Source organism: Psychrobacter sp. ENNN9_III, from assembly GCF_001462175.1.
In the GTDB taxonomy this organism is placed as follows: Bacteria; Pseudomonadota; Gammaproteobacteria; order Pseudomonadales; family Moraxellaceae; genus Psychrobacter.
This window is the reverse complement of sequence record NZ_LNUO01000141.1, coordinates 1-17,932: the sequence shown is the minus strand read 5'-3', so window position 1 is coordinate 17,932 and position 17,932 is coordinate 1. Positions and strand designations below refer to the sequence as shown.

Genomic DNA, 17,932 nt, shown 5'->3' with positions numbered 1-17,932 from the left:
GACGATTAAGCTCGTTCCTGATAACGTCGCAAAGCAGTCGGGTGTCGAAGTCGATCTGCGAGGGGATAGTGTGGGTGAAGCCTTGGCAACTCGCGTTATTTATTTGACCAATACACAAGCAGCAGAAGTACTGGGCGTTATTCGGCCGCTAATGCCGCAATCTGCCCATGCTGCTGCTGTGCCTGGAGTCAATGCGCTGGTATTGTCAGATCGCGCTGACAGCTTAAATCAATTAACTACCCTAATTCGCGATTTGGATAACAATGTAAATGATAGTTTGCAAGTCATACCACTGCGCCATGTAGACGCTGAGCGTATGATGGATCTTATCAGTGCTTTAGTTTTAAATACAGGAGGTCAGGCACAAGGAGGCGGCAATCAGCTCAAAGTGATCGCTGATACTTCTAGTGATAGACTGCTGGTTAAGGGCAGTCCTGAAATGATTGCTAAAGTGCAAGAAATGGTCAATCAGCTTGATACAACGCCTTCGCGTCGCTTAAGCGGCTTGCGAGTCTTTCGCTTAAAATATGCAAGTGCTGGTCATATCGCCGAGATGTTACGCGGCTTACTTGCCAACCAGTCTATTAATAGTACGGGAGCGACATCGACTTTAGAGTCAGCTTCACTAAATAGTGCCAGCAGTACAGGTAGTGCATTGGGGAGTAATACCAACGATACACTCAATAATAATGGCTCCACTGGCAGTAATAACTTGACCTCAGATTCTGCGAGCAGCTCAGGCGGGGCAGGCGCGAGCAACGGTGGTCGGCAATTTAGCATTATCGCTGATGAAACGCAAAACTCAGTTATTGTCAATGCAGATCCCGAGCTTATGTTTGAGATTGAATCAGCTGTTAATCAGTTGGATAATCGCCGTGCGCAAGTACTTATTCAAGCTGCTATCGTTGAGGTCTCAGGCGATGATGCCGCCCAACTCGGTGTACAATGGGCACTTGGCAATGCAAACAGTGGCTATGGAGTAGTGAATTTCAATAACGTTGGTGCCAGCGCTGCATCATTAGCAGGCGCAGTATTGTCTGGAGGCGCATCAGGCATTAGCTCTGCGGCAGGCTCTATTGCCGGCGCGTTACTTGGTATTGGGGATAGTAGTACAGACAGTAATGGTAATACACAGTTTTATGGCGCTATCTTGCAAGCGTTAGATTCCTCTACTAGCGCGAACTTGTTATCTATGCCCTCTATTTTGACTTTGGACAATGAGAAGGCCAGCATTTTGGTGGGCCAAAACGTACCATTTGTAACGGGATCTTATACCACTAGTGGCAACTCATCTGAAAATCCATTCCAAACTATTGATCGTCAAGACATCGGTATCAATCTCAATGTTATTCCACACATTGGTGACAACGGCACGGTACGTTTGGAGGTCTCGCAAGAGGTCTCCTCGGTCGTACCTAGTAGTGTTGGTAACGCTAGTGGATTGATTACCAATAAAAGCTTAATCAATACTACTATTCTAGCGGATGATCAACAGACCATCGCGCTTGGTGGTTTGATGCGTGACAACACGACCAGCAATCAACAAAAAGTCCCGGGTCTAGGTAATGTACCTATTATCGGACGATTATTTCGCTCTGATAGTGATAGCACTCAAAAGAGTAACTTAATTATATTTTTACAACCGACTATTTTGCGTGATGGCGGAGCGGTCGCTAGTGTCACTGAGCGTAAATACAATCAAATGCGCGTACTACAGTTGGTCATCGATAAGAATGGAACGATCAAACAGCTACCTCTTAGCGGTACTGAGGGCTGGGATGGTAAGGTTGATGCTGATTATGAGTTGATGCCATTGAACCCGCTTGTACCTAAGCGCGATCAAAAGTCAAAACCGACAGCGCAAGGGTTTACTAAGGTAGATGACACAAATGCAGGCATTACGACATATCCGTTAAAGCGTTAAAATATAGCCGTTTAAGCTCGTTTTTCGGCTTTTTTAAACTATGATGGGGAATCATAACAAAGGCGGGAGCAAAGACGATGAATAAACAAAAATGGCTAACATTAAGTATTGTTGGCATGGCCCTATTGCTGCTACCAAGACGTAGCAGCTGGCAGCAAAATTCACACACTAAAAACTTATCAGAAAAAGGCACTTCAAAAAAAGACAACTCGAAAACTACCAGTCCTCAGCAGACAGACCTGCAACATCAAAATTGTGACAAGAATAAATAAACTGTTAAGAAACAGCTTTTATACTGGCGCACTAAACTCCATACAGTAGAATCAATACAAAAAAATCTTAGCTACTTAATAACTCGGTATCAATACATAGATACAGAGTTGCTAAACATTTAAAAATTAAAATACTCTATCCTCATAATCATCTAACTGCTTATTTAGCACTTACTAACCGACTATTAAAATCAACGATAAAGGCGGATTATGATTCATACAGATTCTCATTCAGCGCTAAACCATACCCCACTACCTGCCATTTATCCCCTGATTGATACACATACTCATTTTGATGCGCCAGTCTTTGATAACGATAGACAATCACAGGCGCAGCAGGCTTATGCGCAGGGTGTTCGGCATTTGGTATTGGTTGGTTATTTACAGCGATATTTTTCTAGGCTCTATGAGACGCAGCAGGCAATCGAGCAGATGCATCTATCTAAGGATAAGGATAGAACTGATCGTAGAGATGTGTATCCTGTAGCCCACATTGCGCTTGGTTTACATCCTTTTTATATTGAACACCATACCGACGCGCATCTATCTAGTATGGCGCAAATGGTACAAGAGCAGCGCCCACTGGCAATTGGTGAGATAGGGTTGGATACTTATACTGATGCTATGAAGCAACCTGAGGTTTTTGCTAAACAAGAGCGTTTTTTTAAAGCGCAACTGGACATTGCTGTGCGACATAAGCTTCCTGTCATGCTGCACATTCGTAAGGCTCATGCAGAGGCATTGGCGTTATTAAAGGCACATAGCTATGATGCGCATAAACTTGGTGGTATTGCCCATAGCTTTAGTGGCGGCGAGCAAGAAGCCAAAGCCTTTGTCAAACTAGGCTTTAAGCTTGGTGTGACCGGACAAATCACCAATCATAACGCTAAAAAGCTACGCCGTGCTATCAAAGCTGCCGTTGACAGTTACGGCATAGAGTGTTTGGTCTTAGAGACTGATTGTCCTGATATGATGCCTATTATGTGCAAAAAAGCAGTAGACAATCAATCAACCAGCCAATTAGATAGTCAATCAGCCAATCAATCAGCAACGGGACAAAGTCCAGATAACGAATGGCAAAGTACAGATGGACACAATCGTAATGTACCTGCCAATCTACCTTGGGTGTTAAAAGGACTTAGTGAGTTGCTTGAAGTGGAGCCAAAAGTGCTCGCACCTCAACTGTGGCAAAATAGTTGCAATGCCTTGCAAACTTCTTGGCTTTGCCCTACATAAAGCATTAGTAATTATAAAACATCAGATTTTTAGTAATTATAAAACATCAGCATTTTTAAAAGACTATTAACCCTAGTGTTATCAATTATAAGAGCTTGTTAGTCATTATGAATCAACAATCACAATCTACAAAAACTAAGCTTCAGTCGGTTATTATTGAGTCAACTTTAGAACATGGCACATTAAATGCAACAACTCATACAGTAAGCGATACCGCCGATGCGAATTCACAATACGAGCGGCGCTTTCAAGGAACGCAGACATTATACGGTATGGCAGCATTTGATGTCTTTGCTGCAGCGCATGTTTACGTTATTGGGGTAGGTGGCGTAGGCTCTTGGGCTGCTGAAGCATTAGCACGTACTGCAGTAGGCAATATTACGCTAATCGACTTAGATGTATTGGTAGCCTCCAATGTCAATCGGCAGCTACCTGCGCTTGATAGTACGTTTGGGCAGAGCAAGATAGCAGCGCTAGGCGCGCGTTTGCAAGAGATTAACCCAAAACTTAATCTGCACTTGGTAGATGACTTTTTGACTGCTGAGAATGTCGCTACACTACTACCCAGTCGTAGTGAGGCAAAAGCTGCCGCAGCTGAGCGAAAGCCGATTGTTATTTTAGACTGTGTGGATGATATGAGTGCCAAACTCGCTATTGCATTACATTGCCGTTTTAACAAGCTAAAGCTCGTTTGTGCTGGTGGAGCAGGAGGGAAGATAGATCCTTCTCAGATTGCAGTCAGCGATTTAAAGGACAGCTATCAAGATCCGTTACTAGCACGTTTGCGTAACAAACTGCGCCATGAAAAAGGCATCAATAGTGCCCTAAAAGATAAATTCGGTATCAGATGTGTGTATTCAACTGAGCCGCCGCGTATAGACAAAAGCTGTCAGGCAGGAGGGTTACAATGCGGGGGTTATGGCTCTGCAGTTGCGGTAACCTCTGTAGTGGCAATGATTATGGTCAGCGAGGCGTTACAAATGCTGAGTAAGCAAGCTGGCGTCTGACCCATTACTTCCTATTAAATTGGAGACAGTTTTGTCGATTCATACTTATCCGCTAGCGCTAGATGAGCATTTACGTATCGCTAAGCTACATGAATACGACGTGCTTAATACTTGTAATGAGCCTGCATTTTCACGTTTGACTGAGCTTGTAAAATTGTTCTTTGATGTGCCCATGGTGGCTATTACGTTTATGGATGAACATGTACAGTATCTAAAATCCCCGCATGGATTTGGTGATCTGTGTACCACTAAGCGTGGCGTGGCGATTTGTAATTACACGGTATTATCTAATAGCGTCTTCACTATACCAGATCTATCTCTTGATGAGCGTTTCGTCGATAATCCATTAGTGACAGAGGATCCTCATCTACGCTTTTATGCAGGGGCACCGATTACCCTAAAGGAAGATAATAAGACCTATCATTTAGGCTCACTTTGTTTGTTCGATACCAAGCCTGATCATACATTTGACGATGATAAGGCTAGACTGCTCATACAGTTCGCTGAGATGGCAGCAGATGCGTTGCAGTTGCAAAAGAATCAACGCCGAGCCAAACATGCCAATCAGATGAAATCTGAGTTTTTGGCAAATATGAGCCATGAGATACGCACTCCGATGAACGGTATCATTGGTATGGTTGAGATGCTCGACGATACTGACTTGAATGTCGAGCAAAGAGTTTATGTAGACAATATAAAAATATCGACAGAGCATTTGCTTGCAATTATCAATGGCATCCTAGACTTATCTAAAGTTGAGTCGGGCAAGATGACTGTTGATGCCATACCTATGGACTTATCGTTGTTATGTGATGAAGTCGTCAATTTATTTGCAGTCAAAGCTCGTCAGCGTGGACTCACACTGGATTATAATTACAGCGAAAAACTGTCTCCTTATATGCAGGGAGATCCAGTAAGACTAAAACAGATTTTGGCTAATCTAGTCAATAATGCGATTAAGTTCACTCGTGAAGGTGGGCATGTCAGTATTGATGTCGCTCATGCACCGCATTGTAAGGAGAATGAGTGCAAAAGTTTGGGCGTAAAAACTGACGAGATAATCTGTCATGATATGACTGTTTGTATTGATATCAAAGATACAGGTGTTGGCATTAAACCTGAGTCATTAGATGCTATTTTTGACGCTTACAATCAAGCAGACAAATCTACCCACCGCTTATACGGTGGTACGGGACTGGGTCTGTCTGTTTGTAAGTCTTTGGTCAATTTAATGGGCGGTCATATTTGGGCAAACAGTGTAGTGGGTGAGGGGACTACGTTTAAAGTATTGTTGCCTCTAAGAGCTATCAGTCAAGCAAAGTATGATGACTGGCAACGCTCGAACACTATGGAAGTTAAGCCCAGTTCTCAGTATTCTGGTCATATACTGTTGGTCGAAGATGATAATGTTAACGCCATGATTGCCAAAAAAGCATTATGTAATAACGGTCACAAGGTCACCCATGTCACTGATGGACAAAAAGCCATAGATCAGTTCTCAGCACACCCGCAGCGCTTTGATGTGATACTGATGGATCATCACATGCCGATTATGGATGGGATGCAAGCAACGATCAAGCTACATGAGATTTATGACCCAGCATCACTACCACCAATTATTGCACTAACGGCAAATGCTATGGATGGCGAGCGCGAAAAATATCTGAAAGTTGGCATGCAAGACTACTGCACCAAACCTTTTAAAAAAGAACAACTCAATGCGCTGGTACAGTACTGGCTCATGCATCAACAAGCAACAAAGAAAAAGGACGATAGCAGAAACCTGAAGGAGTTATCATGACAGATAGTTGCTGGTATTGGAGACCTAATAGCTAGTAAGTAGCTAATAGCAACAACTAAAAAAGCTCAACCATTGTAACAATGGTTGAGCTTTTTTTATGAGTCTAACGTTATTGGCTAACTCGGGTTTGATAGTCGCCTGTGCGCGTATCAACGCGGACGATTTCACCTTGCTGTACAAACAGAGGTACACGTACGACCGCACCCGTCTCTAAAGTCGCAGGTTTACCGCCGCCACCTGAGGTGTCACCGCGTACACCAGGATCGGTTTCAGTAATTTGCAATTCAACGAAGTTTGGCGGTGTGACTGATAACGGCACACCATTGAACAAGGTAATCACACAAAGCTCGTTGCTGTTGTCTTTAAGCCACTTTGGTGCATCGCCAACGGCTGATTTGTCCGCTTGTAACTGCTCAAAGCTTTCTGGATGCATAAAATGCCAAAACTCACCATCGTTGTATAGATAGTTCATTTCAGTGTCTAATACGTCAGCAGCTTCTAAGCTATCACCTGATTTAAACGTTTGCTCGAGTACTTTACCACTACGAAGGTTGCGCAATCTAACGCGGTTAAAGGCTTGGCCTTTACCAGGTTTGACAAACTCGTTTTCAAGAATGGCACAAGGGTTGCCATCAAGCATGACTTTTAAACCGGCTTTAAATTCATTGGTAGAAAAACTTGCCACAAGAGACTCCTAAGGGTTGTAGTAATTATACTGATAGGTTACTGATTAATTATCAGCGCGTCGCCAAACCTGACATGATGATACTGATGCTCAAATACCCATCATATGAGCCAAAGTCTATGGATGGCAAGGGTAAATAGGTATAAACCATGATGTTTGCTTGGCATGCTTTGATAGTGCGCTGATTTACAGCGTATAATGTCGGTTTTTAGGCACACGCATTAGGTTGTCATGATAAACCATTTAATCACACAAAAAAACTGGCAAACGCAATTATCCGAAGCAATTACATCAGTAGATGAGTTGCTTGAGATACTCAATCTTGAAACATTAAAAAATCAAATTTATATACCAGCACATTTCCCTTTACGTGTCCCGCGTGCCTTTGTCGCTAAAATGACTGTCGGTGACGTGCATGACCCTTTATTAAAACAGGTATTACCAGACACCCAAGAACAAATCGCTGTGACGGGTTATGTCACTGATCCATTAGCCGAGAACGATCAAAACCCAATTAAGGGGCTACTACATAAATACCAATCTAGAGTGCTATTAACCGTCACTGGTGCATGCGCTATCCACTGTCGTTACTGCTTTCGTCAGCACTTTGATTATAATGCCAATATGCCAACTTCCACCGAACATTTAGCGATTGCTTCTTATATTAAGGAGCATCCTGAAGTAAATGAGGTTATCTTGAGTGGCGGTGATCCATTAAGTGTCTCTAATCGGCGTTTGTTTGGCTGGCTTGACACCTTGGAGGCAATATCACAACTGACGACCATTCGCTTGCATACACGCATGCCATTAGTGATTCCTGAACGCCTAGATCATGCTTTGCTAGATCGCTTTAGTCAAAGCCGCTGTAACATCGTTATGGTCGTTCATTGCAATCATGCCAATGAGATTGATACCAATACGGCGCAGTATTTGCAGCGTGCACGGGTCGCAGGCATTATTTTATTAAACCAAGCTGTCTTATTAAAGGGTATTAATGACAGTGTTGAGACCCAAATTGCCCTCAGTCGGCGTTTGTTTGCAGCGGGCGTTTTGCCTTATTACTTACATGTACTTGATAAGGTTTTGGGGGCCGCTCATTTTGATAAAGATGAGCAGTCTGCTATTGATCTATATTGGTCGTTGTTAGCTGGGCTTCCTGGATATCTTGTGCCCAAACTGGTAAAAGAGTTACCAAACCGACCATTTAAGGTGCCAATTAATATTTATAAAGACAGTTGAGGTATGCAGCACAGTAAGTTGTGGTAATATGTTTTGCTGAACATTAGTAACGCTTTATAATGCATCACATATACAAGTAATATAGCGCCTGTTCACTTAAGAATAGATGTTTTATTAAAGAGGGCTTATGATGACGTTGTCAGATTTTCAGGAACATCTATCACGTAAGGCACCATTAAAACAATCCTCGCGTAAATATGTGGATGGTCAAGAACAGCAGCTACGCAAGTGGGCTGCAAGCTTACCAACACAAACTGAGGCTCAGCAAGTAGGACAGATAGAGCAGGTGCTCAATGAGCTTACGACCGCAGACTTAGATGATAAACTGCGTCTTAAGCTTTTAATGATTGTGTCTTGTGCATCCGATCGCTTGATTACCTCTTTGCACAAGCATTATCATTATGAGTTAGGCGCACTTAGCAAGGCGCAGCTAATATATGTGGCTCAAGTCAAATCATTATACTATTCGACCATATTAGCCTACGACAGTATCATACAACGTAAAAGCTTGATTTTAAATGAGCAGAAGACCCCGTCGACAGGCCGAGGTTGGAAGCGTTTTTTGTCGTTAGCTAAAACATCACCGCCTATTTTGGCCGCTGCTATTTATCAGTCACTCGCCGTTTATCAAAAATTATTGAGTGAGCAAAACATATCCTACCAGTCATCACCATCGCATTTATGGGTCGCATTTAATGAGCTATACGACTTAGCTTGCCAAATAAATGTGGCACATACCGACTTAAGCATGCAAGTAGTTGCCAAGCAGGCACGAAGCATTCACGATTTATATGTACAGATTTGCTTATGTAGTTTATTGAATGTCCGTGCTATGCGTCGCTCCAATATGCTATTGCTCCAGCGTTTACTACCATTATGGGCAACTTATGTCTATGCCACTATCGAGCCACAGACTGAGACGCGCATCTTTGTAGATTTACAAAGTGGCAATCCACCTGATTATCTTACTGCCAGCTCCGCCATTAATCCCTATGAAGAGCACCATCGTTGTTTGTTTATCGAAATTGGACCATTGTTAACATACTTACAGCAGCGCAAGCAGGCGTTGGTTGATAGTAATAATGCTGCGATTGAATATCAGCTGGTAAATAAAGTACTGATGGCAATGAATCATCGCTATGTTGAGCGAACAATGGCAATATCAACCAAGTATCATTCAAAACAGCGTGCGACCGTTATTAGTGGTTTTAATAATATTCATTACAAGGTGGCTGGTGCGCAGAGCTTGAGGCATCTGATAGCTGTCAAAGAGTTAGCAGATGAGCAGCTACCACGCTATGATACGCAGCCCAAAAAGGATGGTTTACAGGGTAAGCTTGAGGTAGAAGTGGTTGACAGTACAGATATATCATCACAGCTTAGAGCTTTACATTTGTTATCTTCAGAAGATTTAATAGCATCACTATTAAAGACAGCTGATGAGACGAAAGGACAACGATCAGGTTTGTCCAAAGCTGGCATATCAGATGTCGATACAGACAGTAGTAATACGCTTGATACAGCGCCACCACCACTTAGCCTTATGAGTCTGTTCTTATTAGATTATCCCCATAACGACAGCAAATATAAATGGTCAATGGGTATGGTACGCTGGCTCAATCTTGATAATAAGCCCATTGAGGTTGAATGGCAGGTACTTGGTCATGGATTGACGGCTTGTGCTTTGCGTTTAGACATCAGAGACCATCGTGGACAAAGCTTTATGCCAGCTTTTATGGTGGCGGGTGATAAGGACTTACAAACGGAGTTCACCATTATAGTGCCTTCTTATCATTTTCAATCTAATGACAAAGTCATGCTACGTCTCAACGATAAACAAAAAACACTCTGTTTACAGCAATGTCTAATCAATAGTGAAGAGTTTAGCCAGTATAAAGTGATACAGATTTAATTGAATAAGATTGCTACAATCAGCACTTTTATACAAAATTAAGCATTGCTCAAGTCTACTCGTAATCTAGTATACTGTAACGACGGTTATAAGAATAAAAAGGCCCATTATGCGTACCAAAAATATCCTAAATCTCTTAGTTATAGACGAAGACCAGCTTTATGCTGAGCGTTTAGTCAGCTTATTATCTGCTTACTACGATGAAGTCAATCTTGGGTTTTTGGATGACAGAGAAGAGCTGTTAAAGACACTGCGACATCAATGGGACGTCTTGGTATTTGGGCGCGCCTACGATTTAAGCTTTACTGATGTGGTCGGTATCGTGCAGGAGCAAAATCTTGATCTCCCAATCATTGGTCTGATGAGCGATGAGATGGCTAATACTGGTCGCAACGATGACGGTTTGCCCGCAGTCATCGATGGGGTGATGGTAAAGGCACTACTAGCAGACAAAGAGATACAAGTGGTGATGGCGATCTGCCTACAACATGCCAATCTACGTAGCCTACGACAGCTTAACACCCTACGTCATGTACTCTCTGAGGCCGAGCAGCGCGCTAATATCTTAATTAAAAACTCTAAAAGTGCGGTCGCTTATATCGATCAAGGCATTCATATTTTTGCCAATGAACCCTATTTAAAATTGTTTAATTTTGAATCAATGGACGAGATTATTGGTTTGCCAGTCATTGATTTCATTGCTGGTAAAGATAATGTCAAAGGTTTTAAGGAGTTTTTACGTCAATTTGATAAGGGAAATCGTGATCAAGTTGAATTTAACTTTGACAGTAAACGTATGGACGGTAGTACTTTTGAGGCGAAGCTACAACTTGCAGTCGCTACGCTAGATGGTGAGCCAGTTACTCAGATCATCATTCAGCAAAATAACAATAACAGCGCTGAGATTGCTGAGCGTTTGGCCGCAGCAGAGCGACAGGACAGCTTGACAGGACTATACAACCGTCGCGGCTTTGAAGAGCGTTTTGAAGCTCTACATCAGTCGGTAGTAGAAGGCAAAGCCCATGCAGCACTATTATATATACAGTTGGATAATATTGGTAAAATCAGTAGTAGCTTAGGCTTGCAGGGCGTAGACACTACCATTCAGCAAGTGGCTCGTATGCTTGAGCAGACAGTAGCAGAGGGACACATTAGCCGTTTTAGTGATACGGCATTTACAGTGTTAATCGAAGACTTATCCTCTAAAGCGCTGGTCGATCTTGCTGAAAGTATCCGTCAACATATCAGCGATATGCTCATTGAAGTCGATAAACGCACAACCAGTACGACTGTGAGTATTGGTATCGTCAAAATAGAACCCAATGCTGCTGAACCACAAGTATTGTTTGATCGTGCGGTTGACGCGATAAACCATATCAGAGTTGAAACTGCAAATCACGGTAACGCTTATCACTTGTATGATCCAAGTGAGCATGCAAATAGCGACGATAGCGCTCTGGCCGAATATTTGGTAAGCGCTATCACGCACAATCGCTTTGAGCTGTTTTTTCAGCCAATCTATGATATCAACCAAGATCGTAGTGACTTCTTTGAAGTTTATTTGCGTCTACCGTTAGCCGATGCTGATAATACTGTGCTGACACCTGACAAATTTATGACAGTCGCCAAAACGCACCACTTACGTGAAAAAATAGATCGCTGGATATTAATAAATGCCTGCAAACAGTTAAATGAGGTGCGTAAGACCCATCCTGAAGCTCGTCTATTGATACAGCTCACCAGCGCTTCATTGATCGATAAAAAGCTGCCAAGCGTAGCCAGTCAGTTGATCAAGGCGGTGGGCGGTGTATCTGGCGCATTGACAATTCAGTTCAATGAGCAAGATGTTGCCAATCATCTTACCATTGCCAAATCCCAGTTTGCTGCTTTAAGCGATGTCGGTTGTCAAATAGGTATTCATAATTTTGGTACTTCAGCAAAATCGATTGAGATTGCTGAATTTGTACAGCCTGATATGACGCGCCTTGCACATGATTATGTAAATGAGATTAGCAAACCTGATAATTTAGAGGCGATTAAATCTTTAATCGTACGCACCAATGAGCTTAATATTGATGTATTGATGCCCTATATTGAGGAGGCTGCTACGATGTCGGTATCTTGGAGTGTCGGTGCGCGTTATTTGCAAGGGTATTATCTAGAAATGCCAAGTAACACGATGAATATCGCCTAAGCAAGTTTTACTTCAATGAGACTATGTGTTTTCTGAGATTATGTGTTGTCAGCTTAAGCTAGAAACGGTGAGCCCTACCGAGGGTTCTGCTGATCTCAATCTCTTTTGCTTATTACTCAGTAGCCAACTGCTAATGCGTTTTGTCAGAGTACGCATATCAGCTCATAAGCGTACTATCATCTCTGCAACCCCATCGTACGTCTGCTATCGTCCCTACAAGCTGATAAACCGTCTCAACCCATAAATATAAAGAATATATAAATATGCCGATTAACGTCAATATTTCATTCAGTGGTATATTAATTGCAGTGCCTGTATTGATGATGCTTACAGTACTCACTGCTTGCGAGCGTACCCCGCCTGATTATCGTGACCCTGTTACCTTACCCGTGTATAGCGCAGGAGACGCTGATAATGGCGCTATCATTTATGAAGAAGCTTGTGGTCAATGCCATCAGCTAAGTCCAGGAAGTAATAAAAAAGGCCCACAATTAATGAACATATATGGGGCGCCAGCAGCTGAACTGGAGGACTATGACTATGGGGCAGCATTAGCAAACTCAGGCTGGGTATGGGATGCTAAAACTTTAGATCCTTATATTGCTGATGCTCAAAAAGCAATGCCAGAGTCAAAAATGTTGTCAGACCCGATGCCAGACGCCAGTGAACGCGCTGATATTATCGCTTACCTATCCACTTTGCGTATGGCCACTCCTGCTGTCAATAGCGATGGAGAACCCATCAAGGCTGAGCATACAAAAATGAATGATGAGCCAGTTGAGATAGCAGAAGGCGTAGAAAACCAACCTGCCGCCAGCTTCTGATAAAAAGAGTTGCTCAAGCTTGGTTTATTTTTTAACTTTCTCATTGTTATTAGATCGCTTTTGCTTGTGTTTTTTATCTTATTAAAAAAGCGTATTGGATATTACTTACCACTCTTGATGAGTTTATGTGACAATATTTTAGTACGCACTAATAAAGTTGGTAGTTTATTATGCACCAAAGCCATGCTTACGATGTCGCATCTCACAAAAATGTTGTACCTCCATTAGAGTCAGACTCTGGTTTAAGTGATTCAAACGATGTTACCGATGACTATCTAGCCAATCAGCGTCAAGTGGCACAGTTGCTTGTACAACTAAATCAAATCGTGCTTGATAAGCCGCAGGTGGTGAAGCTGGCACTGAGCTGCGTGCTGGCAGGTGGGCATCTACTCCTACAAGACTTGCCTGGCATGGGCAAAACGACGTTGGCTCAAGGGCTGGCGCAGCTACTGGGCTTGTCATACAATCGCGTGCAGTTTACCAATGATATGCTGCCAGCAGATATTTTGGGTATGAGTATCTATAACCAAACCACGCAGAGCTTTGAGTTTCGTAAAGGGGCAATCTTCACACAGCTATTGCTTGCTGATGAAATCAACCGTTCTAGCCCAAAGACCCAAAGTGCGTTACTAGAAGCGATGGAGGAGCATCAAGTCACCCAAGATGGACAGACTTACCGTTTGCCTCAACCTTTCTTTGTCATAGCTACTCAAAACCCAATGCAACAAGCGGGCGTATATCCCTTACCTGAGTCGCAGTTAGATCGGTTTTTGATGTGTCTGTCGCTTGGTTATCCTTCACCAGCTGCCGAGCGGGAATTACTACGGGGACAAGATCGTCGCGAGATACTAGCAAGTTTAAATGCGGCGCTTGAGACAGATGCTGTATTACTTGCACGCCAAAGTGTTCAGCAGGTATATGTAGCAGATGTCGTATTGGATTATCTACAACGATTGGTTGCAAAGACTCGAGTCAGCCAAGAGTACCACGGACTGTCACCTCGCGGTGTATTGTCGCTACAGCGTGCTGCTCAGGCTCATGCATATGTATCTGGACATCAAGAAGTAACGCCAGAGGATATCCAAGCTGTTTTTGCTGCTGTTACAGATCATAGGTTAGGCCAACGATTTGTACCGTCGCATGTCGTTGGCGGGCAAGGGACACAGACTATAGCTCAGCGAATTATGCATGAGGTACCAGTGATTGTGTAAACTAAGATTTGAGCGCACGCTATAGTATAACCACAATGATAAGGCAGTTATGACTTTGTTACCGCGTACCTTGACTCAGCCAATGACGCAAGCATTGGCACGCTGGTTTGCCAAGCGCGCTCCTAAAAGTGACAGTGCTAAGCTCAACTTGCGCAACGTTTATATTTTCTTTAGTAGAGAAGGCGTGCTTTTTGCCGTTTTATTGATTATCACTTTTGTGGCTGGTATCAATTATGGTAACAACTTGGTGCTGGGTTTATGCTTTTATCTTGTGAGTGTATGGTTGATAAGCTTTCATATAACCTTTGCCCATATCTCAGGCTTACAAATCGATCTGATTGAGGTGACAACAGCAGAAGTGGGCTCACCTGTTTGGGTGACATTGCAAGTACGGAGCGAAAGCGAGCAACCCAGACGACAATTGACGTTTGTGTTTGAGCAGTTTAATGATGAAAAAAAGAAGGCCAACAAACGTACTGACCGAAATATAAACAAGTCCTATATTAGTGCAAAGGTGAGTGTGCCGGTATCACGTTTACACGGTACACAAGTCATTCGCTTGCCCATCATGACTAATAAGCGCGGTCAGCTTGAGTTGCCAAGGTTGAGAGTCAGCACTGTATATCCACTAGGAATCATGCGCGCATGGTCGTACGTGTATTTTGCGCGGGCAGCTTGGGTATATCCAAAGCCATTGGCATTTGATAAACAGGCGCAATATATCACTGCAAGTTTGGACGAATTACCGACGGGCGGTGAGTATAGTCAGCATATTCAAGGTCAAGATGATTTTGAGCGTCTTGATAGTTATATCGAAGGCGAATCACTAGCAAGAGTTTCGTGGGCACACATGGCACGTGGACAAGGAATGCTTACCAAACATTTTGCTGATCCAGTCGGTGTGGAGCAGGTATTGGATTATGCCGATATGCCAGCTTCGCATCATGAACAAAAGCTTGCGCAATTAGCGTATGGTGCTATCACCCTTGGTAGGATGGGAGTACCTTTTCAGATGCAATTGCCCAATGCAGGGCAGACAGCAGCTATTGGGCAAGGCGAGTCGTTTGCTCAGGCCTGCTTATTACAGTTGGCAAAAGTACCATGACTGACTCTAACCCAATCTCGAGCAGCACTTCTCATACTACTTTATCTTATTCGACTGTCCTTACGGACTCTGCAAGACAGTCAAGCTTTGAGCAATTGGCGCAAGGCCAACGTAACCATACATCTAACGATGTAAATGATATACAGCGCTCAACAACCAAAACGTGGTACCACAAACTGCTGGCGCTACCAGCTTATTATTGGGTACTACTGACTCAGATACTGGTTGTGCTGCCACATGCCGCTCATTTGCCACTATGGTTGATGGTTTTTGCTCTAGTCAGTATTGTGGCGCAGTTACCACGTGTCAAAGCTAGGTTTGGCCAAGCTTATCACTTCAAACGTATATATCGTAGCGTGCAAATGCTTGGGTTTTTATTAGGATTGGTAGGCTTGTGGTTGACCTATAACACAAGCTTTGGTCTGGATATGGGCGTAGCATTTTTGGTGCTGTGTCTTGTGAGTAAGCTTTGGGAGCTATATAAGCGCCGCGATGCTTATGTGGTATTGAACCTGTCGCTATTTGTACTTGCAGCACTGTTTTTGATGGATCAAGGGCTTGTTACGACCCTTGAAGTTATCGTAGGTACCATTGCAGTTTTGCTGGCATTTATCGCTTTGAATGACGATAGCAACACGCAAGGTGATGGACGCGTGCGTACACTTGGGGTGCTTGGGGTAGGCGCATTACCTTTATTAGTGGTACTGTTTTTGTTCTTTCCGCGTTTGCCGCCACTATGGTCAGTACAATTATCAGGACAACAAGCAACTACTGGTGTCTCAGACAGTATGTCACCTGGGGATTTTGCCAGCTTGAGTCAATCCACTGCGCTGGCTTTTAGAGTCGAATTTGCAGATAAACGTCCACCGCAAAGCGATTTATACTGGCGCGGCTTGGTATTTAGCGATTTCGATGGTGTGACATGGCAACCTAATCGTAGCATCCAGCAGCAGTGGCAGCCAGCGCGACGAATTCCTGTATGGATTGAGCGTGCGATTGCTACTGTTCCTAATAGTGTGCAGCTTGCACCCGATAAGTATGAGATACTTTTAGAGCCAACCCAGCAAAACTGGCTATTTGGGCTTGATTATCCATTTACTCAGCGTACAGACGTCAGTGTCACATCGGAATTTACTTTATTAAAAGACAGTCCGGTGACTCAGCAGCTACGTTATAACGTCCTACGTTTTGCGCCTATGCGTATCGACCCTGTGCTTGATGAGGATTCTCGTCATATCAACTTGACACTACCCAAAGATGGCAACCCACAAGCACGTGCACTTGCTCAGCAGCTGTTTGCGCAATCAGGCTCAGATCCTGTGCGCTATATGCAAGCACTTGAGCGCTGGATTAATCAAACAGAGTTTCGCTATACATTATCGCCGCCACGGCTAAACAATAATCGCATTGATGAGTTTTTATTTGATACCAAAGCCGGGTTTTGTGAGCATTATTCTTCAAGCTTTGCTTTTATGATGCGTGCGGCTGGTATTCCAGCGCGAGTCGTGGCTGGCTATCAAGGCGGTGAACCAAGTCGCGGCGGTGATGTGTGGGAAGTACGACAGATGGATGCTCACGCGTGGACTGAAGTATGGCTTGAGGGTCAAGGGTGGGTACGTGTTGACCCAACTTCGTTTGTCGCGCCAGATCGTGTTGAACAAGGGATGAACGCGCTATCTCAATCTCAAGGCGCGTCGTTGTTTGGCGATGGAGCAGGTGCGCAGATTAGCTACCAACAGTATCAGATGCTTCAAACGCTAAGACGGTTTTCTGACCAAGCCAGTTATTACTGGCAAAAAGACATCGTCGGCTATGACCAAGACAAGCAAGCAGGCTCGTTGTTAAAGTGGTTCAACATCAGCTCAGTTATGCAACAGATCGTTTGGTTAGCTGCTGGTGCCATCGCAGTCATATCTATAGTGACGTTTATACTATGGCAACGACGACGGAAGCGTTGGCATCCAGTAGACTTGCCTTTAATCAAGTTATCTAAACGATTAGGTAAAAAGGATAAAGCACTCGCTCGCCATGATCATGAAGGACAACTAGTATGGCTTGAACGGTTAGCAAATGGCCTTACAGAGACTGATAGTCGGCTTGTCGCCGATAATCTCAAACTAACTCAACAGTATATCAACGATATTAAACAGGACTATCGGCAACTACGTTATGGGCAACTGAGTACGCTTGATGTAAGTCATGTTAAATATCAACAAGTACTTAAAGATCTTAAAGAGAATACGCGCAGATTGTCATAAATATGAGTAGTGTGCTTCCTAATGGAGTTTCCCATAATTGCTATGGTTTTAGATATAGGACTAAGAACCATAAACAGACTTTGATGATGAAATAGTACTTATTTAAAGAATAATTTCTAGTTTGGATAAAAAATGCTTGCAAAGTCTCAAAAACTTGCTAAAATGCTCAACCTAAATAGGCGTATAGCTCAGTTGGTTAGAGCGCTACCTTGACATGGTAGAGGTCGCTAGTTCGAATCTAGTTACGCCTACCAGATTCGGGGG

At 43.4% G+C, this 17,932-nt stretch carries 14 protein-coding genes and 1 tRNA gene; 14 read left to right on the top strand and 1 reads right to left on the bottom strand.

Annotated features, from left to right (window positions below):
* From gspD to PENNN9_RS08830, 5 genes are all read left to right on the top strand, one after another.
* Positions 1–1,924, top strand: a 1,924-nt coding sequence (gene gspD, locus PENNN9_RS08850) for a type II secretion system secretin GspD (RefSeq protein ID WP_058369334.1), incomplete at its 5' end; no start/stop codon positions are given.
* A gap of 77 nt (positions 1,925–2,001) precedes the next feature.
* Positions 2,002–2,196 (top strand): hypothetical protein, encoded by a 195-nt coding sequence (locus tag PENNN9_RS08845; RefSeq protein ID WP_058369333.1) that lies wholly within the window; start codon positions 2,002–2,004, stop codon positions 2,194–2,196.
* Between the two features lie 210 nt (positions 2,197–2,406).
* A complete protein-coding gene (locus PENNN9_RS08840) occupies positions 2,407–3,432 on the top strand; it encodes a TatD family hydrolase (protein ID WP_058369332.1) in 1,026 nt (341 codons plus the stop codon).
* 272 nt (positions 3,433–3,704) lie between these two features.
* On the top strand, positions 3,705–4,439 hold the full coding sequence (locus tag PENNN9_RS08835) for a ThiF family adenylyltransferase (RefSeq protein WP_227511775.1): 735 nt from the start codon (positions 3,705–3,707) through the stop codon (positions 4,437–4,439).
* Positions 4,440–4,470: 31 nt separating this feature from the next.
* Positions 4,471–6,240 (top strand): GAF domain-containing hybrid sensor histidine kinase/response regulator, encoded by a 1,770-nt coding sequence (locus tag PENNN9_RS08830; protein WP_227511774.1) that lies wholly within the window; start codon positions 4,471–4,473, stop codon positions 6,238–6,240.
* Between the two features lie 109 nt (positions 6,241–6,349).
* Here PENNN9_RS08830 and efp read toward each other — a convergent pair whose 3' ends face one another.
* The gene (gene efp / locus PENNN9_RS08825; protein ID WP_058369330.1) at positions 6,350–6,925 is read right to left on the bottom strand and encodes an elongation factor P; all 576 of its coding nucleotides are present in this window, start codon (positions 6,923–6,925) and stop codon (positions 6,350–6,352) included.
* A gap of 231 nt (positions 6,926–7,156) precedes the next feature.
* Between efp and epmB the strand changes: the two genes are divergently transcribed.
* The 9 genes from epmB (at position 7,157) to PENNN9_RS08785 (ending at position 17,922) form a co-directional block, all read left to right on the top strand.
* Entirely contained in the window at positions 7,157–8,164 is a 1,008-nt protein-coding gene (gene epmB, locus PENNN9_RS08820; protein ID WP_058369329.1) for an EF-P beta-lysylation protein EpmB, read from the top strand.
* Between the two features lie 127 nt (positions 8,165–8,291).
* Positions 8,292–10,076 carry a hypothetical protein gene (locus PENNN9_RS08815; protein WP_058369328.1) on the top strand — a complete coding sequence of 595 codons (1,785 nt, stop codon included), beginning with the start codon at positions 8,292–8,294 and terminating at the stop codon, positions 10,074–10,076.
* 109 nt (positions 10,077–10,185) lie between these two features.
* Entirely contained in the window at positions 10,186–12,270 is a 2,085-nt protein-coding gene (locus tag PENNN9_RS08810) for an EAL domain-containing protein (protein WP_058369327.1), read from the top strand.
* Positions 12,271–12,295: 25 nt separating this feature from the next.
* Positions 12,296–12,514 carry a hypothetical protein gene (locus PENNN9_RS12725; RefSeq protein WP_143505592.1) on the top strand — a complete coding sequence of 73 codons (219 nt, stop codon included), beginning with the start codon at positions 12,296–12,298 and terminating at the stop codon, positions 12,512–12,514.
* 19 nt (positions 12,515–12,533) lie between these two features.
* Positions 12,534–13,094 (top strand): c-type cytochrome, encoded by a 561-nt coding sequence (locus PENNN9_RS08805; RefSeq protein WP_082638050.1) that lies wholly within the window; start codon positions 12,534–12,536, stop codon positions 13,092–13,094.
* Between the two features lie 170 nt (positions 13,095–13,264).
* Positions 13,265–14,305, top strand: a complete 1,041-nt coding sequence (locus PENNN9_RS08800) for an AAA family ATPase (RefSeq protein ID WP_082638049.1) — start codon at positions 13,265–13,267, stop codon at positions 14,303–14,305.
* A 49-nt stretch (positions 14,306–14,354) separates the two neighbouring features.
* Complete coding sequence (locus PENNN9_RS08795; protein WP_058369326.1) at positions 14,355–15,410, top strand: DUF58 domain-containing protein; 1,056 nt, start codon at positions 14,355–14,357, stop codon at positions 15,408–15,410.
* Positions 15,407–17,668 (top strand): transglutaminaseTgpA domain-containing protein, encoded by a 2,262-nt coding sequence (locus tag PENNN9_RS08790; protein ID WP_058369325.1) that lies wholly within the window; start codon positions 15,407–15,409, stop codon positions 17,666–17,668. Before PENNN9_RS08795 ends, PENNN9_RS08790 begins: the two co-directional genes overlap by 4 nt.
* 177 nt (positions 17,669–17,845) lie before the next feature.
* A tRNA-Val gene (locus tag PENNN9_RS08785) sits at positions 17,846–17,922 on the top strand.
* The last annotated feature ends 10 nt before the right edge of the window (positions 17,923–17,932 follow it).